The sequence below is a fragment of the Pseudoalteromonas sp. SWYJZ98 genome, assembly GCF_015864495.1.
GTDB classification, from domain to species: Bacteria; Pseudomonadota; Gammaproteobacteria; order Enterobacterales; family Alteromonadaceae; genus Pseudoalteromonas; species Pseudoalteromonas distincta.
In genome coordinates, this window is record NZ_JADYXA010000029.1 from 1 (window position 1) to 19,455 (window position 19,455).

Below are 19,455 nucleotides of genomic sequence, written 5' to 3' on the forward strand. Positions count from 1 at the left end.
TTTTTGCTTTCTGGGATTTAGTAAATAGCCAAGAGCCCAAACCGCACTCAGTAGTGAAACAAAACAGCTCGAAGGCGAGACCCATTGAAGGCCGCCCTGACACAAAGAGAGTGTAGCATTTGCTATGTGACTTTCTACCGCTGTGGGCACTACGACACCACCAGACCTCACATTGTAGAGAGCCCGACTAGAAATAGTCGGGCTTTTTTACGTCTGAAGAAAAGTGAAATGTGCGCAATTAACACACACTCATATCAACATCATCACGCAGGGCGGGCAAGCATAGCGACTCCCGACGTTAAAATCGCATCGGTAATAGCTATAATGTTCTTATTTCACGAGCTGGGTTACCCGCTACCACGGTATTAGCCATTACATTTTTAGTTACTACAGATCCTGCACCTACAATACTATTTTCACCAATACTCACACCCGCTAAAATAATAGCGCCTGCGCCAATCCATACGTTATTGCCTAACGCGATAGGGCCTGCAAAGTTTTCCTTATTAAGCCTTTCTGCTGGATTAGTAGCATGTGACACAGCTAAAAGCTGAACGTTCGGGCCTATTAAACAGTCATCACCAATGGTGATTGAGTGATTGGCTAATGGCGAGTCGAGAAGTGTGCAATTAATATTCATAAAAGTACGATCACCAATAACTATTTGATTGCCGTAATCGCAATGAAAACCTGATTCTATAATTACACCATCACCCGACTTTAAAAATAACTCTTTGATACGTTTTAAGTTGCCTTTACTTGGGCTCTTATTAAATAAACGGCAGGTTTCACCTGCTTGCTTTCGCTGTGCTAAGTATTCTTTACTGATACTGTTAAATGACTGCATTGTATTTATCTTTATCGCTTAATTAGTTATAGCTTACCGTACTTTTAGTTTTATTATTATTAGAATAAAACTGTGTTTTTTTTGCTCGTTCACTTGCCATTTAGGTTGTTTCGTTTAAAATCGCATAACTTTCGAAATGAAACTTAATTCACGAGCTTTATGACTAAACGAAACACACAGCAGCGTCGTCACAATATACTGGTTCAAGTTAATGAATTAGGTGAAGTAGCCGTTGAAAAGTTAGCACAGCAGTTTCAAACATCTGAAGTAACCATTCGAAAAGATTTAACCGCGCTTGAAAAAAGTGGCTTATTGCTGCGCCGTTACGGCGGTGCTATTGCTCTGCCTAAAGAAATTGTTAGCGATGAAATAGATTCAAAGCGCAAAGTCGCAATAGCAAAAGCTGCAGCAAAACTTATAAAAGATCATAACCGCATTATTATTGATAGCGGGCGTACCACAGCAGCTATGATCCCTGAGCTTGCTGATAAGCGTGGGCTAGTTGTTATGACCAACGCTATTAAAGTAGCGAGTCGTTTATTAGCACTCGAGAACGAGCCGACACTTTTAATGACCGGCGGAACGTGGGATCCACATTCTGAGTCATTTCAGGGGCAAGTTGCTGAAAATGTATTATGTTCTTACGACTTTGATCAGCTATTTATTGGCGCTGACGGCATAGATGTAAAGCGTGGTACTACTACCTTTAATGAGCTAGTTGGTTTGAGCCAAGTAATGGCAAAAGCCGCTCGTGAAGTAATTGTAATGGTTGAATCAGATAAGATTGGCCGAAAAATACCAAATTTAGAATTACCGTGGAAAATAGTAACCACATTAATAACCGACAATGGCTTAGCAGACGATAAACGCAAAGCAATTGAGGCGTGTGGTGTAAAACTAATTTGCGCAGAGATTATGGAATAGCTACTTAGTAGCAAGCATTTAAAATTAATGGAGACACTATGTGTGGAATAGTTGGGGCAGTTGCAGAACGTCCAGTAAACAAAATTTTAGTTGAAGGCCTTAAACGTCTTGAATACCGTGGTTATGATTCAGCAGGCGTAGCATTGCTTGATGGTAACACACTTAATACTGTTAAAGCAGTAGGTAAAGTAGTAAACGTAGAAGCTGCACTTGAGAAAGCTGGCGTTAGCGGTCATACAGGTATTGCACACACACGCTGGGCAACACACGGTAGCGTTACTGAAGAAAACGCACACCCGCATGTATCAAACAACCAGTTAGCACTTGTGCATAACGGTATAATTGAAAACCACGCAAGCCTGCGCGCATCGCTTAAAGAAGATGGTTACGAGTTCCTATCTGAAACCGATACCGAAGTAATGGTGCACTTAATTCATAAGCTTCGTAAGCAGCACACTAGTTTACTTGCTGCAGTACAGGCAGCTGTTAAGCAATTTGAAGGCGCGTTTGGCACGGTTGTATTTGATAAAGACAACGACAACGAAATTATCGTAGCACGTTCAGGTAGCCCTCTTGTTATTGGTTTAGGCCTTGGCGAGAACTTTATTGCGTCTGATCAGTTAGCACTATTACCAGTTACTCGTAGCTTCATCTTTTTAGAAGAAGGCGACGTAGCCCGCATTACGCGTGACACTGTTGAAATCTTTGATGAAAATGGCGACGCTGTAGAGCGCGAAGTGATTGAATCAAATATCACACAAGATGCATCAGGTAAAGGTGACTATCGTCACTACATGCTAAAAGAAATCTACGAGCAACCGCTTGCACTACGTAATACTCTTGAAGGGCGTTTAAACGACGACCGTGTAGCAATTGATGCCTTTGGCGACAGCGCTCAGCAAATATTTAAAGACGTAAAACACGTACAAATTATTGCCTGTGGTACGTCATACCATTCAGGTATGGTTGCCCGTTACTGGCTTGAGCAATTTGCAGGCGTTAGCTGTAATGTAGAAATCGCCTCTGAGTTCCGTTACCGCCAGTCGTTTGTACACGAAAACAGCCTGCTTGTGACTATTTCACAATCGGGTGAAACAGCCGATACGCTAGCGGCATTACGCTTAGCTAAAGAGCAAGGTTACATGGCATCAATGACCATTTGTAACGTACCTGGCTCATCGCTTGTACGCGAATCAGACCTAGCGTTTATGACCAAAGCGGGCGCTGAAATTGGCGTAGCTTCTACTAAAGCGTTTACTACACAACTAGTTGGTTTGTTAATGCTTACTGCGTCTATAGCGCAAGAAAAGCAGCTTGATCAAAGTGCTATTGTAAATGCTATAAAAGTACTACCCGCTAAGCTTGAAGAAACATTACTACTCGCTGATGGCATTGCAGATCTTGCAGAAGAGTTTGCCGACAAGCACCATTCATTATTTTTAGGTCGTGGCTCGCAATACCCAATTGCAATGGAAGGTGCGCTTAAGCTTAAAGAGATTTCGTACATTCACGCAGAAGCCTACGCAGCGGGCGAGCTAAAACATGGCCCACTCGCACTTATTGATGCCGACATGCCAATTATTGTTGTAGCACCAAACAATGAGCTATTAGAAAAGCTTAAATCAAACGTAGAAGAAGTACGCGCACGTGGCGGTATTATTTACGTATTCGCAGATAAAGATTCACACTTTGAGTCAGACGACACAATGCGTGTTATCAACGTAAACCACACTGACGACATTATTGCGCCAATTGTTTACACACTGCCATTGCAGTTACTGTCGTACTACGTAGCGGTAATTAAAGGCACAGACGTTGACCAACCACGTAACTTAGCAAAATCGGTTACGGTTGAGTAAAATCAAAAGGTTGGTAATTACCGATTAAAGATTAAAAGGCGCTTAATGCGCCTTTTTCATTTGAGTGCAGCCCTAGCAAGGTCTACCCGAAGAGAAGTTTACATGTTACTGTTTACTTTAGTTTAATTAAGCAGTATGTCAGTGGGTATTTTAATGGATAAAAATGAAACTAAACATTTGCAAAGCTTTATGTCGAAGGCAAATCAGAATAATTTTTACTCAGATAAAATTGTAAGTAATGTTCTACTTTTTTCTAATATATGGACGACTTTAGTTGCTCCGATATTAATAGGAATAGGGATTTCGTATATATATGGGTTATCTACTAATGACTCAATATCTTGGTCGATATGGCTGCTAATAATTATATTTGCACTAATTCACTTGTCTGTTTCTTATTTAGTTCATCAAAATAATAGTAAATTTACACTGTATTCTGAAGCTATATCTCTTAAAACTGAATACGATAAAAATATGAAGGAAGTTAGGGATGAATTGGCAAAGTATAAAAAAGCGTATCGAGAGCTTTCTGACCTCTTTAGTAATCAGCGAACTACATTATATATTTTAGCCCATGTAGTTGATAACGCGATAGGAAATATAAATCGGTTAGAGGCTGAACAATGTACCCTTAGTATTGAAGAGTATGACTTGCTGGTAAATAAGGATCTCGGTTCAATGATCCGTCCATTTATTCTCGAAAGAGAGGCATTATTCGGTTACACCTCACCTAGCTTATATAATGTTGCATTATATTCATACGATGAGAAGAGTGACAACCTGAATGTTCTTATTAGGGATTGTGACAATCGATTGCGGAGAAGAAATCGATCATGGAAGCCTGGCCACGGACATGTTGGGTTAGCGTTCTTGCATAAACAGATAAAAATATGTCCAGATATTATATTAAGCAATGAGTTAGCTAAAGATGCAGGTATATTGGGTGATAACACTAGATATCGCAGTTTTATTTCTATACCAATCCTTAGATGTAATGATGATGGTGATGTTAATAATGGCGAACAACCTTTTGGTGTATTAGTATTAACAAGTGCAATTGCTGAACAGTTTAATGAAAATCGAGACTTACAATTTTTAAGTACTGTCGCAAAGGTCTTTGCTATATACTTGGCTGCGGCAGAAGCTTACCAAGCACATAATAAAGGTAATTCAAATTCGTCGGGAGACTCAGATGAAAAAAGAAAATGATAGTGGATCAAGAGATTTCGTCGCAGATGTAGCTATTAAATCTATAAGTGCATCTACTGGCTATAAACTAGTGAAGGCCGTTTCAGCTGAAGCATATAATCCTAAAGTAATTGATGATTGGTACAAAGAGCAGAGAAAAGCATCTCTGGATTATGCGAAAAATTTAGTTTTGGGTTAATCTTTAGCAAGATTTGCTAGGATCTATGTACATCAAGAGTATCTTTAACTCTATTATCCTTTTTATGCTCTGTGTAAGATAGATACGAACAGAGGGAGTAAAAGCTACTCTATAAGTAAGTCTTTTTGTGCTCAAGTTACTAGCCACAACCTGGTATTGATATATAAATCACTAATCCCTACTTAATAAGTGCTAAATACGCTAAAATTACAGGCTACTTTTTTAGCAATGAGCCCGTAATATTCATGACCTCAGCAACAAGCCCTAGCACCTTTAACGATCTTGGCCTTATACCAGAGCTACAAGCTCGTTTAACCGATTTGGAATACAGCCAACCTACGCCAATTCAAGCTAAGGCGATTCCAAGTGTACTGGCTGGTAGCGATTTAATTGCGGGGGCAAATACTGGCTCAGGTAAAACAGCAACCTTTGCTTTGCCTATGCTACAAACGCTATTTTTAGCGCAAGGTGCTAATAAAGCGCCGAGCAAAGGTAACTTTGTAACAGGGCTTATTTTGGTACCTACACGCGAGCTGGCAACGCAGGTGGCTGATAGTGTTAAATCGTATTCTGCTAATTTTAATGGCGCAATTAAAACGGTGGCGGTATTTGGTGGTGTGTCGGTTAATACACAAATGCAGGCACTGCGTGGTGGCGCCGATATTATTGTTGCAACGCCTGGGCGTTTGCTCGATTTAATCTCAAGTAACGCGATTAAGCTCGATAATGTAACTACACTTGTGCTTGATGAAGCCGACCGCATGCTAAGCCTTGGCTTTACCGAAGAGCTGGCTGATCTTTTAGCGTTAATGCCTGCTAAAAAACAAACCATGTTGTTTTCAGCAACTTTCCCTGAGCAAGTTAAGCTATTAACGCAAGAGCTTTTAAACGACCCAGTTGAAATACAAGTACAAAATAAAGATGAAAGCACACTTGTTCAACGCGTGTTTACGGTAAATAAAGGCGAAAAAACCACGGTTTTAGCACATTTAATTAAAACGCATAAATGGCGCCAAGTGCTGATTTTTGTGAACGCTAAAAAAGACTGTGAGCACTTGGCTAGTAAACTTGAAAAGCGCGGTGTTAATGCACAAGTTTTCCATGGTGATAAAGGCCAAAGTGAGCGTACTCGTGTAATAGAAAAATTTAAAGCCGGCGAAATAGAGGTGCTAATTGCAACTGATATTGCTGCGCGTGGTTTGGATATTGAAAAGCTACCAGTGGTAATAAACTTTAACCTACCACGCAGCCCTTCTGATTATATGCACCGTATTGGTCGAAGCGGCCGTGCTGGTGAAGTAGGCTTAGCACTTTCATTGGTTGATTATGAAGATTTTCATCACTTTAAAATAATCGAGAAGAAAAACAAACTACGTCTTGAACGTGAGGAAATAGCTGGCTTTGCCGTTAACCAAGCTAATCTTGATGCTGCCGAGGCGCTTAAAAATGAAAAGCCGATGGCAAAGCCAGAAGGCTCTGGTAAGAAAAAGAAAAAAAATAAAGCCGATGATATAGATGATGTATGGAGTGGCTGGCGCCGTAAGTAACAATAGAGCTAAATAAATAGCTGTAAAAACCCGTAATTAGTAAACTTAATTACGGGTTTTTTGTTTTGTGGCTTTAACTTAAAGCGTTAGTTTTAATTTAATGGTCGTGACCTTCATCTTGCGCAATACCCAACCAAGTAATTGCACTAGGAGCAAAAGTAAGCTCTAGCTCACTTTCAATTTCTAGGTCTTCTAGGTGCACTTGCACTATGTGTTGAGTAATTGGGTCGGCAATATAAGCAAACTGACCACTTTGCGCCACTGTCATACTAAAGCTCATTCCTTCGGGCATTGTGGTTACGTCTGCTTGAGTAATATCAACTTGGCCTTCAAGCTCCCAATGCATTTCGCCATCATGGTCGTGTGCGCTAAATACATTTAAAAAGCCTAAGCTGTCTAATATTAAAAAGTGCTCGCCACTGGCTGAAAAAGAATAAGATACAGCACTTGCGCCATCAGCAAGTTGCCATTCTACTTCTTCCATTTCGGCATTTTCAGAATGAATACTCAGTAATACTGAGCCACTGCCATCATGCCCTGCGGCAATACCAAAAATTGTGTCGTTGTTTTTATGGCCGTACAAAGTACCAATGCGCTGATCGCCTACGGCATCTATATTTACAACTTTTTGAGCGCTGTATACATCATCTTGCTGATGGGCAATCAATACACCATCACCACAACCAAATACAACATAATCGTGATTTTGTGCTGCGCCGTGTAAATCGGGGCAGGTTATTTCTAACGTTTGCTCTAGTTCGTAATTACCATCGTGAAGATGATAAACACCCACTTGATCGGGAAGTACTTTGGCATTAGATGTATTACTTGCATCGTCGCGGCGAATGGTTGAGAGTAAATGCTCGCCGCGAGGCTCAGCTACTCCATGCATGTTAATGTCGCAGTTAATGCCCGTTAATGTAGTTGTTGTATTGGTAATATCGTTATCGGTTAGCACTTCTACTGAGGCAGGCGTACCGGTTTCTGCATCGCCATCGTAAAATATTGCTAATTGCCCGTCGTGAGTTATTAAGTGTGTAGGGCGACTACCACTTGTTAGTTCGTAGCTGCTAAACGCAGGGCCTTGCTCATAATCATGCAAGTGCTCTGCGTGATCTTCGCGCCACATACCGCCGTCTATAAACCCTAGGTAATCTTGAGTACGATTAGCAATAACAGCATAACGAAAGCCTGGTGATGCAGATAACGTGTTTGAGTCATTGTTTAGTGTAAATGTATCAAGTAATTCGTTGTTATCTAAATCAAAAAAGCTAGCTTCGTTACTGTCACCTGCCAGAACGGCAAGCCTGCCAAGTGAGTGTATGGTATAGCCGTCGTCATGGTCGTGATCATCATCATGATCGTGCTCGTCTTCTACAACAATAGGATCTTTTTCCACAATGTTGGTTTCTGCATCGCCACAGGCCGTAATAAATGTAGCGCTAATAGCGAGTGCAATAAGCTTTAATTGATATAGTTTTTTCATGTTTATTTCCTTTAATTATAATTTTTTAACGCTTAAAAATAACCGCGAATACCTAGCGCAAAACTACGTCCTGGACGTGGCGCTATATCCTTTACAAACGAACTGTGCACGCGAGCTTCTGTATCTGTTAAGTTAGTGCCTCGTAGGTACACAGACATATCTTGGTTTAACACTGAAAGGTCGTAAGAGATGCTCGCATCAACTAAGGTGTAACCGTCTGTGGCTGTTTCTTGTGGGGCTGTGCGGTCTTGCTCTTGATAACGAGTTACGTGAATATGCGCACTGAGTTTATCTGTTTGATAGCTTAGTTCGCTGCCAAAACGAAGCGGTGGTGTACGGGGTAAATCGCCGCCGTCTTTAAGGCGTGCACGAACGTAGTCAGAGAATACATCTAGCTTAAACTCGTTAGTTAGTTGCCACGCAATTTGCGCTTCAAAACCATGTAAAACTACATCATCTGTTTTAAATAAATAAACGGGTAGCTCTGATGAATGGTCGTGCTCGTCAACGCCTTCTTCTTCATCGCCATGGTCGTGTCCACTTTCGGCGAATAAACCGGTGTCTATTTGGTAATAATAGTTATCTACTTGGTTGTAAAAGGCATTTAAAATAAAGCCAACATCGCCTTGAGTTTTACGTAGGGTTAAATCGATATTATTGGCTGTTTCCAGGTCAATTGCTTGTTCAGATAAACCCAAATGGCCATCTTCATCTAAATCAAATAGTGCGCCTACTTCGTAAGTGCCAGTGCCAATATGCGGCCCAAACGATAACAACTCAGAGGCAGAAGGTGCACGTTCAGAGCGCGATACCGAAAGCCCTAAGTTATAGTTAGATGTAAAATTCCATACTACCCCTGCCGATAAACTGACTGGCGTAAATTCATGCTCTACATCAAATACGCGAGTGGTTTCTGCGCTTTCTTCGTGGTCATGATCATGCTCGTCGGCTTCTTCTGCTTCATCGTGTGCGTGAGCGTCAATATTTGGCAGTAATACGTCGCCTGCTTCAATTGTTACTCGCTCAATACGCGCACCTACCTGCACTAAAAAATCACCAAAGTGCCTTTCTTCCATTAACGCTACAGCAAAGCTTTCGGTCTCTGATGGAGGAGTAAAGGCCTCTTCACCTTGTGCTTCAACATCGCTTTGCTTGTAATGAAAGCTAATACCGCCATTCCATTCGTTAAATTGGTTATGCAGTAGGTCTATGCGTAATTCGTTGGTTTCGTTTTTAAAGGTAGTGCCAACAGCGCCGCTCTCAATTTCAGCGTGTTCGTAGTCGGTATGGCCAGCGCGGAGATTTATTTTGTTTAGCCATTTATTATCTAGGTTGTACTCACCTAATAATTGCACTTTAGTTTGTTCTAAATCAGCAAATACGCTTTCTTCTTCGTCGTTGTGTTCTTCCTCTTCTTCCTCGCCGTGCGTATGACCAGGAATACCGTATTGACGATTAAATTGCTCTACTGCTAAGCCAATAAAGCCGTTATCCATTAAATAGCTAGCGCCAACAGTAAAATCGTCAGACTCTTCATTACTGTTTTCAACTTTGTAATCGCTACTATGGCCTTCACCGTCGCTATGTATATCGGCAGCTACAGGTACCCCGTAGTCATCGGCCTCACGCCAAAATGCATCGGCGTAAAAAGCCACCGAGTCTGTGCCTGTGGTGGCATTAAACGAGGCCACTTTTTGGTTATCTACCGAGTTATGTTCTAGGTTCCATTCACCACGCGTGGTGCTGTCGGTGGGTACGCGGTTATCTACTACATTAACCACACCACCAATTGCGCCACTGCCATAAAACAGCGTTGCAGGGCCGCGTAATACTTCAATTTGTTGTGCGGTAGACGCCTCCGATGCAACAGAGTGATCGGGGCCAACGCGCGAAACATCACTTACATCAAGGCCATTTTGAGTAATAAGTACGCGAGGGCCGCTTAAACCACGAATAATAGGTGTGCTGGCTACTTTACCGTGAAAATTTGTATTAACGCCTGGGAGTTTTTCAAGGCTGTCGCCAAGGGTTGCAGCTTGTTGTCGTCTTAGTTGTTCGCCAGATAAAACACTAACAGGCGATGCAGATTCCATTGCCGACATATGAATAGGGGTCGCTTCAATATCAATAACTTCAATAGGCGAGCGCTTTAAATTAAAAGTAACCGATTGGTTTTCATCATTAGTTATTGTTATATCGCGATGAAGATGCGCATAACCAGGGGCTACAACGTGAAGCTCTTTTAAGCCATTTTTTAGCTCGGTTATAAAAAATTTACCGTTTTCATCGGTGGTTACTTTAAGGTCTGAGCCTTCAACTTCTACCGTTGCATTGCTAACTGCTTTACCTTTGTTGTTTAAAACAACGCCTTCTATTGTGGATGCAAGCACACTAGCCGGCAATAAAGCTGCGATGAGAACAGCTAATTGTGATTCACGTTTCATTTGACTACCTTGTTGGATGTTATATTATATCAATTATGCGAGTAATGTTATAGTATATCAACAGCAATTAACTGATGTTATTAAAATGTCTCCTTAAAAGTAACGTTTTTGAGTGGAGACACTGATTTAGTAGAGGAAATAATGAAGTCGAGTCAAAGTGTTATGGATCGTATGGCAATAGGGTTATCGGTAATGTGCACAGTGCATTGTTTTGCAACCCCGGTTATTTTAGCGTTATTACCAAGCTTTGCTGTAATGCAAATAGATAGTGAGCAATTTCATTTATGGATTCTTACGGCGGTAATGCCAACCAGTTTGTTGGCATTGAGTTTAGGCTGTAAAAAACATAAACTTATGCGTTATATGGCCTGCGGCGTTATAGGGCTAGCCTTTATGATATGCGCAGTATTATTAGGGCATGAAATAGCCGAAAAAGCGCTAACTTTAATAGGCTCGGCTTTTATTGCTGTGGCCCATTGGTTTAATTATCAGCAATGCCTTAAGCAAAATGACGAAAAATGCCCGTGTTCAGGTAGCAAATTGGATCAAATGGTTTAACGCTTAGTTGTTGCTGGTGGTATGGCTACGTCGGCTAAATTAATACTGATTTATTTTAAATACTAAGGCTTCTTTGTTTTAAAAGGCGACCTCTTTCATGCTGTAGTAACATGCTCAGTAATAGTAAATAAGGCCTCATAATATGAGGCCTTAAAATGTTACTAATTCACTTTAACTGTTTCGGAATTTATACTTTCATACTGATCAAGTGTTTTTATTTGATTCACACCCTTTAGCTGCATCATTAATTGCTTTACTAAAATCATGTAAATAAACATCATTGGTAGGCCTGCTACAACGCAGAGTGACTTAATAGTATCTATTCCACCACCGCATAAAAATACGCTAAAACTAATGAGAGCAATTGCACCAGCCCATAGAAGCTTAACTTTATGATCGGGGTCGCCATTTAGTTCTAGTTTATTAGTTGTCAACATAGCGGTGGCAACGCTTGCGCTTGACATAGTCGTTAGCATTAAAAAAAATTGAATAATCAAAAATAATACTAAGCCAATATTACCCGATGGTAGAGTTTGAATTAGTGAAACTACTGCAAACGTTAAACCGCCTTCGCTCATCCATTGTTGAACAGGTAAGCCACCAATTAATTGTGCCCATACTGCATAACCACCAAAGATTGATATAAAGAATGCACAGCCGAGTGAACCCATCGAAATAGTGTACAAAATAACTTCTTTAATAGTACGTCCACGCGAAATGCGGGTAATAAAAAGCCCCATCATAATTAAATAAGCGTAGTACCAAAACCAATAGTATTGAGTCCACGATTGCGAAAAACCACTTTTTTGAACTGGGTCGGTCCAAAGTGACATTCTAAAAAAGTTATCGAGCATGACACCTATTGAGTCGGTAAAGTTATTTAAAATAAACTGAGAGTCAGCCACAAGTAATACAAATAAGGCAAAGCATATTGCTGCTACAACCGTATAGTCGGACACTTTACTAATGCCTTTTTTAAAGCCAACAAGCATTACCGCAACAAGCATTAAAACAAATAATAAAATAATACTGCCTTGGAGTAATAAGCTGTTTTTAATTCCTAATAATGCAGAAACGCCAGTACTTAATAAAGATACAGTAAGTGCTAGCGAGCTTGCAAAAGCTGCGAGGGTGCCAAAAATTGCAAGTAAATCGATTGCTTTAGCAATAATAGGATTGCTGCCTACTACAGGTTCGCAAAGGGTAGAGAGCTTTAAAGTACGCTTTTTTTGTACGTAAAACGCGTACGCAAACGGGATTGCCGGAAAGCAGTAAATGGCCCAGCCAGTCACGCCCCAATGAAAAATAGAATAAGTAACAGACCAAGCTGCTGCTGCGTAGCTATTTGGTTCGGCAAAAAGTGGTGGCGATTGCAAATAATACATAGGCTCACCAATTCCCCAATATATAAGAGAAGCACCTACACCTGCGGTAAAAATCATACCGCCGTACGAAAAGTTAGAGTGCTCTTTTTTTTCTTCACCTAACCTAATAGATCCGTACTTTGAAAAAGCTAACCAAAATAAAAAACCAACTAAAGCCAAGCTCACAAGTTCTACTAACCAACCAAACCAGCCTGTTACAAAATGCATAGCGTTGCTTGCTAATAATTGTGACTGCTCTGGATATAAAGTTGAGATAACTAATAAGGTAATTACTAATGTAATTGCAGGAATAGCCAGCTCAAAGTTAAGGTTTTTCAATGGCGTTTCTCCATTGTACGAGTGCTTCGATATGGCTTGGATTAATTCCGCAGCAACCACCAATAATATTTGCGCCAAGGCTATGCCATTGTTTTGCAAACTCAAGATACTCGTTAGGAGATAAATCACGGTAGTCTTGCACTGCTTCATTTGCTTTGTGAGCACTTGAAATAGGAGTAAAGCTGTTAGCAAATGCGCCTAACGATACTTTTTTATTTTGCTTAATTAATACGTTGTTAGTATCACGCAGTGCTTGCTCAATAACTTCAGGGATAGAGCAATTAAAGAAAATACCTGCAATGTTTTGCTGCTCAAGTAGTGCGGTTATGGCATCGGTTACCAGCTCTCCTGAACGCAGCGTTGCCTGCTCAGTTACTTCATCACTTAGGGTAAATGCGTAATAACATGGCTTAGTTGAGCCTTTAAGTACGCTTGCCATTACTTGTGCTTCTTCAATACTCGATATTGTTTCGCCAAGCCAGAGGTCTACATGGAGATTTTGTGCATTGTATAAGGTATTTAAAATAGTAAAAGCACGTTTACTTTCAAATAAATCGGGGCGATATGAACCAAATGCAGGGGGTAATGACCCTGCAACTAATACACTTTGTTTAGCATTTTGAGCTACTTCTTTAGCAATAAGCGCCGCTTGCTCTGCGAGTAACGCGCCTTGGCTTTCGTAGCGTTCTTCACCTAAATGAAAGGGCACACAGGCATAACTGTTAACCGTAATTATTTCAGCGCCTGCATCTATAAAGCCTTGATGAGCTCGTGCTACAAAGTGTGGGGCTTCTATAAGTGCTTGTGCACTCCAAAGTGGCTGTGAGAACGGTGCGCCAATGCGCTTAAGTTCACGTCCCATGCCGCCATCTAAAATTGTTACCTTTTTCACTTATGGACTTCTATATGTCTAAATAATATGGCGCTATTCAAACATATTTTTTAAAAAATCATAATGAAACTTCATCAGGTTGGGCATGAAAAAAGCTCAACCTATTAAAAAGGCACAAAAAAAGCGACTACCCAATATGGTGTCGCTTTTTTAGTAAGTAGTATTAGCTTACTTATAAAAGGCTTCAACAGTGCCTTTTCTTGTAAGTAAAAGTGGTTGACCGCGACGATCAAGCCCTTTTGGAGATGCAAACTTTATCCAACCTTCGCTGATGCAGTACTCTTCAACATCAAAACGCTCTTTGCCGTTGAACGTGATACCAATATCGTGTTCAAAAACTTCTTCCACATGATGTGGGCTGCGTGGATTAATAGAAAGGCGATCTGGTAAAGCAGGTTTTGCGGTAGTGTCGTTCATGGTCATATTCTATATTGAATGAAGTATGCGCTATTGTAGGCAATACAAAGCTTTCGCTCAAGAGAGATAGTAGTAAATGTGTTTAAAAATGCACTAATTAATGAGTTGCGGATACAAATGAGATTGCGCTTGGAAAATATGTATAGAAGGGGATTTTGAAGATATTTGATTAAAAAATTATAAAGGTAAATATATTAATGGGTTATCTCTAACCCACTAAATTGTGTAGCAATTAGATGCTAACAATGTTCTCGGCTTGAGGGCCTTTTTGACCTTGTGTAACAGTAAACTGTACACGTTGGCCTTCAGCTAAAGTTTTGAAACCGTCGCCAGAGATTGCGCTAAAATGTGCAAAAACGTCTGCGCCAGATTCTTGCTCGATAAAACCAAAACCTTTTGCTTCGTTAAACCATTTTACTGAACCAGTAGTTGTATTAGACATAATATGTATCCTAAAAAAATTAATATAAGTGTGCCTGAAAAGAGGCGATTGAGCCGGAAAAAATAGTTAACTTGAGGATATCGCGTGGGATTATTACTAAAACAACTCGGTACTAACAAATAAAACAGAACTTCTTTCAAACTAGTATTCAAAATGGGNCTCGGTACTAACAAATAAAACAGAACTTCTTTCAAACTAGTATTCAAAATGGGCTATTGCTAACCCATTAAATTGAGTAGCAATTAGATGCTAACAATGTTCTCGGCTTGTGGGCCTTTTTGACCTTGTGTAACAGTAAACTGTACACGTTGGCCTTCAGCTAAAGTTTTAAAACCGTCGCCAGAGATTGCGCTAAAATGTGCAAAAACGTCTGCGCCAGATTCTTGCTCGATGAAACCAAAACCTTTTGCTTCGTTAAACCATTTTACTGAACCAGTAGTTGTATTAGACATAATATGTATCCTAAAAAATTAATATAAGTGTGCCTGAAAAGAGGCGATTGAGCCGGAAAAAAATAGTTAACTTGAGGATATCGCGTGGGATTATTACTAAAACAACGGGGTACTAACAAATAAAACAAAACTTCTTTCAAACTAGGCTATCGCTAACCCATTAAATTGTGTAGCAATTAGATGCTAACAATGTTCTCGGCTTGTGGGCCTTTTTGACCTTGAGTAACAGTAAACTGTACACGTTGGCCTTCAGCTAAAGTTTTAAAACCGTCGCCAGAGATTGCGCTAAAATGTGCAAAAACGTCTGCGCCAGATTCTTGCTCGATGAAACCAAAACCTTTTGCTTCGTTAAACCATGTTACTGAACCAGTAGTTGTATTAGACATAATATGTATCCTAAAAAATTAATATAAGTGTGCCTGAAAAGAGGCGATTGAGCCGGAAAAAATAGTTAACTTGAGGATATCGCGTGGGATTATTACTAAAACAACTCGGTACTAACAAATAAAACAGAACTTCTTTCAAACTAGTATTCAAAATGGGTTATTGCTAACCCATTTTAACGAAAGCAATTAGATGCTAACGATGTTTTCAGCTTGTGGACCTTTTTGACCTTGAGTAACAGTAAACTGTACACGTTGGCCTTCAGCTAGAGTTTTGAAACCGTCGCCAGAGATTGCGCTGAAATGTGCGAAAACATCAGGACCAGATTCTTGCTCGATGAAACCAAAACCTTTTGCTTCGTTGAAAAATTTAACTGTACCAGTTGTAGTTGTAGACATAATAGTATCCTAAGGATTAATAAAAGTGCGCCTTAAATTAGGCAATTTAACAGGAAGAAAACATACATTTAACTGAGGATAACGCGAAGGATTATTACTAAAACAACGTGGTACTTACAAATAAATAGGGTTTTCTGTCAACCCGATGCGAGGCAGGATAACAGTAAATTAAAGTATATACCAAGCCCTATTGTAAATTTATTTTAGAGTAAGTACTTTATTTGTTTGTTGTTTTTTTAACTAATTAGTTATGATTAAGATGATATTTTATACTTTTAAAATAAAGGTAAGCTTTGTTTAATCAATACGTTAAGCCTGTTTTTGTGCGTAGTTTTAAAGTAGGCAAAACACAGCTTTTAATTGGTTAAAACATGACCTAATTACCTACTAAATTTTTTTTAGATATACCCTAAATAATGTAATTCTTTAGCTCCAAATTACAAATCCAAGTATTAATAACGCAATCCAAAGTGTTTCAGCCACAATTAAAATAATGGGTTTCATACCTACTTCGGTTAGTTTTCCTAAATTAGTTTTCATACCGTTTGTACACAATATTATTACTCTAAGCTTAATAAATAGACCCTACTGGAAGGTAGGTACTTAATTATTTCAATAGGCATTTATCTCGAAGATGCGTTATGTAATAAGTGAATCATGCTGCGTTTACAGCAAAGCGGCTGATTAGTGGGTGGAAAGCCATCAAGGTAAGGCTTGCTATCTTTAAAAAATATTTAAAGGTTGTGCGCTAAGATTGCTAATTAGTAGTTTAAGTACGTTTAACTAGTCGAGCTCAATTTGGTAATGATAGTGATCGCTACGGCATTTACTTAGGCGGTATTCAATACGCTTACCTTCGATTGATTCGGTAATGCGCGATACTAACAGCAGTGGATCGCCTGCTTTTATAGCAAGCATTTTTGCATCATCTATTGTAGCAAGTACGGCTTTAATACTGTCTTGGGTTTTGTGTACCGTTTGGTTAAATTTACTCTGATAGTAATGATATAGAGTGTGCGGTATATCACTACTTTTATGTATATCAGGAAAGTAGCTTTGCGGTAGGTATATAGTTTCGCTCATGCAAAATTCGTTATCGAGAGTACGTCTGCGAACTAGCTTAGTAACCTTGTCTTTTTTATTTAGCTGCAAAGCCTTTATAGCTTCAGCAGGCGCTGCACAAAGCTCAACCGATAGCAGTTCTGCCTTTGGTGAGTTGTCACTTTTACCGTCGGCTTGTAAAGGAAAAAACCTGAATAAGGCATCTTGCGAGGTATGCTCAGATACAAATGTACCAACGCCTTGGCGACGAGTTACTATTTTATTGTCGGTTAATAAATTAAGCGCTTTACGAACAGTACCTTGGCTTACGTTAAATTCTTCAGCAAGGCGAAATTCGCTTGGTAAAGCCTCGCCGGGCAACCAATGCCGTTTAACAATGAGTTGTTTTATACTATCAGACACTTGTAAGTAGAGTGGTTGAAAATCCAAGCTTGGGCTACTTAATTTGTGATCAAACATAGAGTTACTCATTGTTATTTACCATTAAATTTAATCCACTTGTAGTTATATCATAGGTGAAGCCTTTTACGCATATTTGCGTTTCTTGATTAAACGTGAGCTACCGCAGTAATTTCTTATTGAGGCAAACTGCATATTATGTTTAAAAATCGTCCTCATTCATTTTAATCTCAGGTGGAGTAACCACATTACTTGAAGGATTGTTTGTTCACTGGGTTTGCCACTTGTTTTTCAGTGTTATAAATACAATTACTCGATTAAATTTACCCGTAGTACCGGTGATACCACTTACACTAAAGCTGAAGTTGACGAATTTAACTCTCCGGCAAAGGTAGTAGTGGTTTCATGTACAGGGGCTCTGGGTTAGATATAGCATTTTCGCCAGATTTTAAATAACTCCCTCAATAATTTCCCTTAAAAGCGCAACGTTTAACACGTTGCGCTTTTTTTGTGACTTATTTTTGTAATAGTTTAGTCATCTTACTTTCATCAAAATTACCTTTATCAGTCACATCTGTTTTCTATAGTGCAGCGGTTGATCTTTTTTGTGTTTACACATTTCAAAAAATAACCACTAAACAATGGGAATTACGGATGAAAATTAAAAAAGTCGCTGCGGCAATCGCGCTAACATTTGCGTTTAGCGCAGTTAGCCATGCTGATGTACTACCGCAAAGCCAAAAAGACAGCAGCTGGTATAGCGCTGCGCAAACTAAACTAACAACAAAAACAGCACAAGCGCAGGCTACACAAGCCACTAAAGCTAAAAATGTCATTTTATTTGTGGGCGATGGCATGGGTATTTCTACTCTTACCGCCGCGCGCATTTTGCAAGGGCAGCGTAATAACCAATCTGGCGAAGAAGGTTATTTAAGCTTTGAAGAGTTCCCATATTCTGCACAAGTTAAAACGTATAACGTAGATGCGCAAACTCCCGATTCAGCAGGCACGATGACGGCTATTATTTCGGGTGTGAAAACCGATGTGGGCGTTATTGGTGTAGATGAAGATATTGAACGCGGCGTGTGTTCAACAGTAGCTGGTAACGAGCTAATAACCGCAACTGAATTGGCTGAAATTAAAGGGCTATCTACCGGTATTATTTCTACAGCACGTATTACTCATGCTACCCCTGCTGCCACATATGCTAAATCGGCTGACCGTAACTGGGAAGACGTATCCGATATGCCAGAAGATGCAGTAACAGGTGGCTGTGAAGACATTGCATCGCAACTGGTTAACTTTGAAAAAAACCTAGAAGCACGATTTGTAGGGACCGACGTAGACGGTCTTGATTTTGTAATGGGTGGCGGTCGTCGTCACTTTTTACCAAAAGACGAAACAGCTAACTCAACAGATGCAGTAAGTGCTATAGAAGGCGACCGCACTGACGAGCGCAACTTAGTAACTGAGTGGCAAACACAATACCCAGATGCTACGTACGTAATGGATCAAACAGGCTTTGATGCAATAGCAGATGACGCCACTAAAGTATTTGGTTTATTTAACGAATCCCATATGCAATACGAAGCTGACCGCGCAAACGATGTAGCGGGCGAGCCTTCACTTACCGATATGACCACTAAAGCAATTGAAGTGCTTGGTAAAAACGATAATGGATTTTTCTTAACGGTTGAGTCGGGAAGAATTGACCACGCGCACCACGCGGGTAATGCATACAACGCGCTTAACGACACCATTGAGTTTGCTAAAGCCGTGCAAGCAGCGGTAGATAACACCAACCCAGAAGAAACCCTTATTTTAGTAACCGCCGATCACAGCCATGTATTTACTATTGCAGGCTACCCTAAGCGTGGTAATCCAATTTTAGGTCAAGTAGTTGCAGTAGGTGCAACTACTCCAAGCCTAGCCGCCGACGATATGCCGTACACCACAGTCGGTTACGCAAATGGCTTAGGTTTTAGAAATCTAGGCGACGAGACTGATGCTGATGCAAGTTACACAAGTGCTGCTGTAGCAGGGCGTGTTGAGCTAAATGGGGTTGATACAACAACCCCAGGTTTTCACCAAGAAGCAACCGTACCAATGGGGTCAGAAACACACGCAGGTGAAGACATATCTTTGCATGCTAAAGGTCCTGGTGCTCAGCTAGCACAAGGCGTAATTGAACAAAACGTAGTGTTTCATCTAATTAATCAAGCTCTTGAACTAACTCAGCAATAATGGCGGCTAA

Annotated in this window: 18 protein-coding genes and 1 pseudogene; 7 read left to right on the plus strand and 12 right to left on the minus strand. The window is 40.2% G+C overall.

What is annotated here, in order from left to right; genetic code table 11:
- Positions 1-319: 319 nt before the first annotated feature.
- Entirely contained in the window at positions 320-847 is a 528-nt protein-coding gene (locus I6F10_RS14670) for a sugar O-acetyltransferase (protein WP_197099065.1), read from the minus strand.
- Positions 848-1,006: 159 nt separating this feature from the next.
- Between I6F10_RS14670 and I6F10_RS14675 the strand changes: the two genes are divergently transcribed.
- From I6F10_RS14675 to I6F10_RS14695, 5 genes are all read left to right on the plus strand, one after another.
- A complete protein-coding gene (locus tag I6F10_RS14675; protein WP_197099066.1) occupies positions 1,007-1,771 on the plus strand; it encodes a DeoR/GlpR family DNA-binding transcription regulator in 765 nt (254 codons plus the stop codon).
- 38 nt (positions 1,772-1,809) lie between these two features.
- Positions 1,810-3,630 carry a glutamine--fructose-6-phosphate transaminase (isomerizing) gene (gene glmS / locus I6F10_RS14680; RefSeq protein ID WP_197099067.1) on the plus strand — a complete coding sequence of 607 codons (1,821 nt, stop codon included), beginning with the start codon at positions 1,810-1,812 and terminating at the stop codon, positions 3,628-3,630.
- Positions 3,631-3,783: 153 nt separating this feature from the next.
- Positions 3,784-4,839, plus strand: coding sequence for a GAF domain-containing protein (locus I6F10_RS14685; RefSeq protein ID WP_165744970.1), 1,056 nt, complete (start codon positions 3,784-3,786; stop codon positions 4,837-4,839).
- Positions 4,823-5,017 (plus strand): hypothetical protein, encoded by a 195-nt coding sequence (locus I6F10_RS14690; protein WP_165744971.1) that lies wholly within the window; start codon positions 4,823-4,825, stop codon positions 5,015-5,017. The genes I6F10_RS14685 and I6F10_RS14690 overlap by 17 nt, the downstream gene beginning before the upstream one ends.
- Positions 5,018-5,262: 245 nt before the next feature.
- Positions 5,263-6,564 carry a DEAD/DEAH box helicase gene (locus I6F10_RS14695; RefSeq protein WP_165744972.1) on the plus strand — a complete coding sequence of 434 codons (1,302 nt, stop codon included), beginning with the start codon at positions 5,263-5,265 and terminating at the stop codon, positions 6,562-6,564.
- Positions 6,565-6,661: 97 nt separating this feature from the next.
- On the opposite strand, the gene I6F10_RS14700 is transcribed toward I6F10_RS14695, so the two are convergent.
- Entirely contained in the window at positions 6,662-8,050 is a 1,389-nt protein-coding gene (locus I6F10_RS14700; protein ID WP_165744973.1) for a 5-methyltetrahydrofolate--homocysteine methyltransferase, read from the minus strand.
- A 32-nt stretch (positions 8,051-8,082) separates the two neighbouring features.
- Positions 8,083-10,494, minus strand: coding sequence for a TonB-dependent receptor (locus tag I6F10_RS14705; protein WP_165744974.1), 2,412 nt, complete (start codon positions 10,492-10,494; stop codon positions 8,083-8,085).
- A gap of 141 nt (positions 10,495-10,635) precedes the next feature.
- Here I6F10_RS14705 and I6F10_RS14710 point away from each other — a divergent pair, with 141 nt between their 5' ends.
- Positions 10,636-11,052 carry a MerC domain-containing protein gene (locus I6F10_RS14710; protein WP_165744975.1) on the plus strand — a complete coding sequence of 139 codons (417 nt, stop codon included), beginning with the start codon at positions 10,636-10,638 and terminating at the stop codon, positions 11,050-11,052.
- A gap of 161 nt (positions 11,053-11,213) precedes the next feature.
- Here the strand turns inward: I6F10_RS14710 and I6F10_RS14715 are convergent, their stop codons facing one another.
- From I6F10_RS14715 to I6F10_RS14755, 9 genes and pseudogenes are all read right to left on the minus strand, one after another.
- A complete protein-coding gene (locus I6F10_RS14715) occupies positions 11,214-12,755 on the minus strand; it encodes a BCCT family transporter (RefSeq protein ID WP_165744976.1) in 1,542 nt (513 codons plus the stop codon).
- Positions 12,742-13,647: a homocysteine S-methyltransferase family protein gene (locus I6F10_RS14720; RefSeq protein ID WP_165744977.1), complete on the minus strand. Its 906-nt coding sequence runs from the start codon at positions 13,645-13,647 to the stop codon at positions 12,742-12,744. Before I6F10_RS14720 ends, I6F10_RS14715 begins: the two co-directional genes overlap by 14 nt.
- Before the next feature lie 168 nt (positions 13,648-13,815).
- A complete protein-coding gene (locus I6F10_RS14725) occupies positions 13,816-14,064 on the minus strand; it encodes a DUF3297 family protein (protein ID WP_002963088.1) in 249 nt (82 codons plus the stop codon).
- Positions 14,065-14,296: 232 nt separating this feature from the next.
- On the minus strand, positions 14,297-14,506 hold the full coding sequence (locus tag I6F10_RS14730; RefSeq protein WP_007580429.1) for a cold-shock protein: 210 nt from the start codon (positions 14,504-14,506) through the stop codon (positions 14,297-14,299).
- 242 nt (positions 14,507-14,748) lie between these two features.
- On the minus strand, positions 14,749-14,958 hold the full coding sequence (locus tag I6F10_RS14735; RefSeq protein ID WP_007580429.1) for a cold-shock protein: 210 nt from the start codon (positions 14,956-14,958) through the stop codon (positions 14,749-14,751).
- Positions 14,959-15,134: 176 nt separating this feature from the next.
- Positions 15,135-15,344 (minus strand): cold-shock protein, encoded by a 210-nt coding sequence (locus I6F10_RS14740; RefSeq protein WP_197099068.1) that lies wholly within the window; start codon positions 15,342-15,344, stop codon positions 15,135-15,137.
- 186 nt (positions 15,345-15,530) lie between these two features.
- Positions 15,531-15,740 carry a cold-shock protein gene (locus tag I6F10_RS14745; RefSeq protein ID WP_024595869.1) on the minus strand — a complete coding sequence of 70 codons (210 nt, stop codon included), beginning with the start codon at positions 15,738-15,740 and terminating at the stop codon, positions 15,531-15,533.
- 426 nt (positions 15,741-16,166) lie between these two features.
- Positions 16,167-16,283 (minus strand): annotated as a pseudogene (locus I6F10_RS14750) (putative sulfate exporter family transporter); the annotation flags it as partial.
- Between the two features lie 240 nt (positions 16,284-16,523).
- Positions 16,524-17,273: a GntR family transcriptional regulator gene (locus I6F10_RS14755; RefSeq protein WP_165743225.1), complete on the minus strand. Its 750-nt coding sequence runs from the start codon at positions 17,271-17,273 to the stop codon at positions 16,524-16,526.
- Between the two features lie 582 nt (positions 17,274-17,855).
- Between I6F10_RS14755 and I6F10_RS14760 the strand changes: the two genes are divergently transcribed.
- Positions 17,856-19,445 carry an alkaline phosphatase gene (locus I6F10_RS14760; RefSeq protein WP_007580433.1) on the plus strand — a complete coding sequence of 530 codons (1,590 nt, stop codon included), beginning with the start codon at positions 17,856-17,858 and terminating at the stop codon, positions 19,443-19,445.
- The last annotated feature ends 10 nt before the right edge of the window (positions 19,446-19,455 follow it).

Coding starts and splice junctions, on each gene's coding strand:
- I6F10_RS14670 (WP_197099065.1), bottom strand. CDS start 847: ATGCAGTCATTTAACAGTATCAGTAAAGAATACTTAGCACAGCGAAAG.
- I6F10_RS14675 (WP_197099066.1), top strand. CDS start 1,007: ATGACTAAACGAAACACACAGCAGCGTCGTCACAATATACTGGTTCAA.
- glmS (WP_197099067.1), top strand. CDS start 1,810: ATGTGTGGAATAGTTGGGGCAGTTGCAGAACGTCCAGTAAACAAAATT.
- I6F10_RS14685 (WP_165744970.1), top strand. CDS start 3,784: ATGGATAAAAATGAAACTAAACATTTGCAAAGCTTTATGTCGAAGGCA.
- I6F10_RS14690 (WP_165744971.1), top strand. CDS start 4,823: ATGAAAAAAGAAAATGATAGTGGATCAAGAGATTTCGTCGCAGATGTA.
- I6F10_RS14695 (WP_165744972.1), top strand. CDS start 5,263: ATGACCTCAGCAACAAGCCCTAGCACCTTTAACGATCTTGGCCTTATA.
- I6F10_RS14700 (WP_165744973.1), bottom strand. CDS start 8,050: ATGAAAAAACTATATCAATTAAAGCTTATTGCACTCGCTATTAGCGCT.
- I6F10_RS14705 (WP_165744974.1), bottom strand. CDS start 10,494: ATGAAACGTGAATCACAATTAGCTGTTCTCATCGCAGCTTTATTGCCG.
- I6F10_RS14710 (WP_165744975.1), top strand. CDS start 10,636: ATGAAGTCGAGTCAAAGTGTTATGGATCGTATGGCAATAGGGTTATCG.
- I6F10_RS14725 (WP_002963088.1), bottom strand. CDS start 14,064: ATGAACGACACTACCGCAAAACCTGCTTTACCAGATCGCCTTTCTATT.
- I6F10_RS14730 (WP_007580429.1), bottom strand. CDS start 14,506: ATGTCTAATACAACTACTGGTTCAGTAAAATGGTTTAACGAAGCAAAA.
- I6F10_RS14735 (WP_007580429.1), bottom strand. CDS start 14,958: ATGTCTAATACAACTACTGGTTCAGTAAAATGGTTTAACGAAGCAAAA.
- I6F10_RS14740 (WP_197099068.1), bottom strand. CDS start 15,344: ATGTCTAATACAACTACTGGTTCAGTAACATGGTTTAACGAAGCAAAA.
- I6F10_RS14745 (WP_024595869.1), bottom strand. CDS start 15,740: ATGTCTACAACTACAACTGGTACAGTTAAATTTTTCAACGAAGCAAAA.
- I6F10_RS14755 (WP_165743225.1), bottom strand. CDS start 17,273: ATGAGTAACTCTATGTTTGATCACAAATTAAGTAGCCCAAGCTTGGAT.
- I6F10_RS14760 (WP_007580433.1), top strand. CDS start 17,856: ATGAAAATTAAAAAAGTCGCTGCGGCAATCGCGCTAACATTTGCGTTT.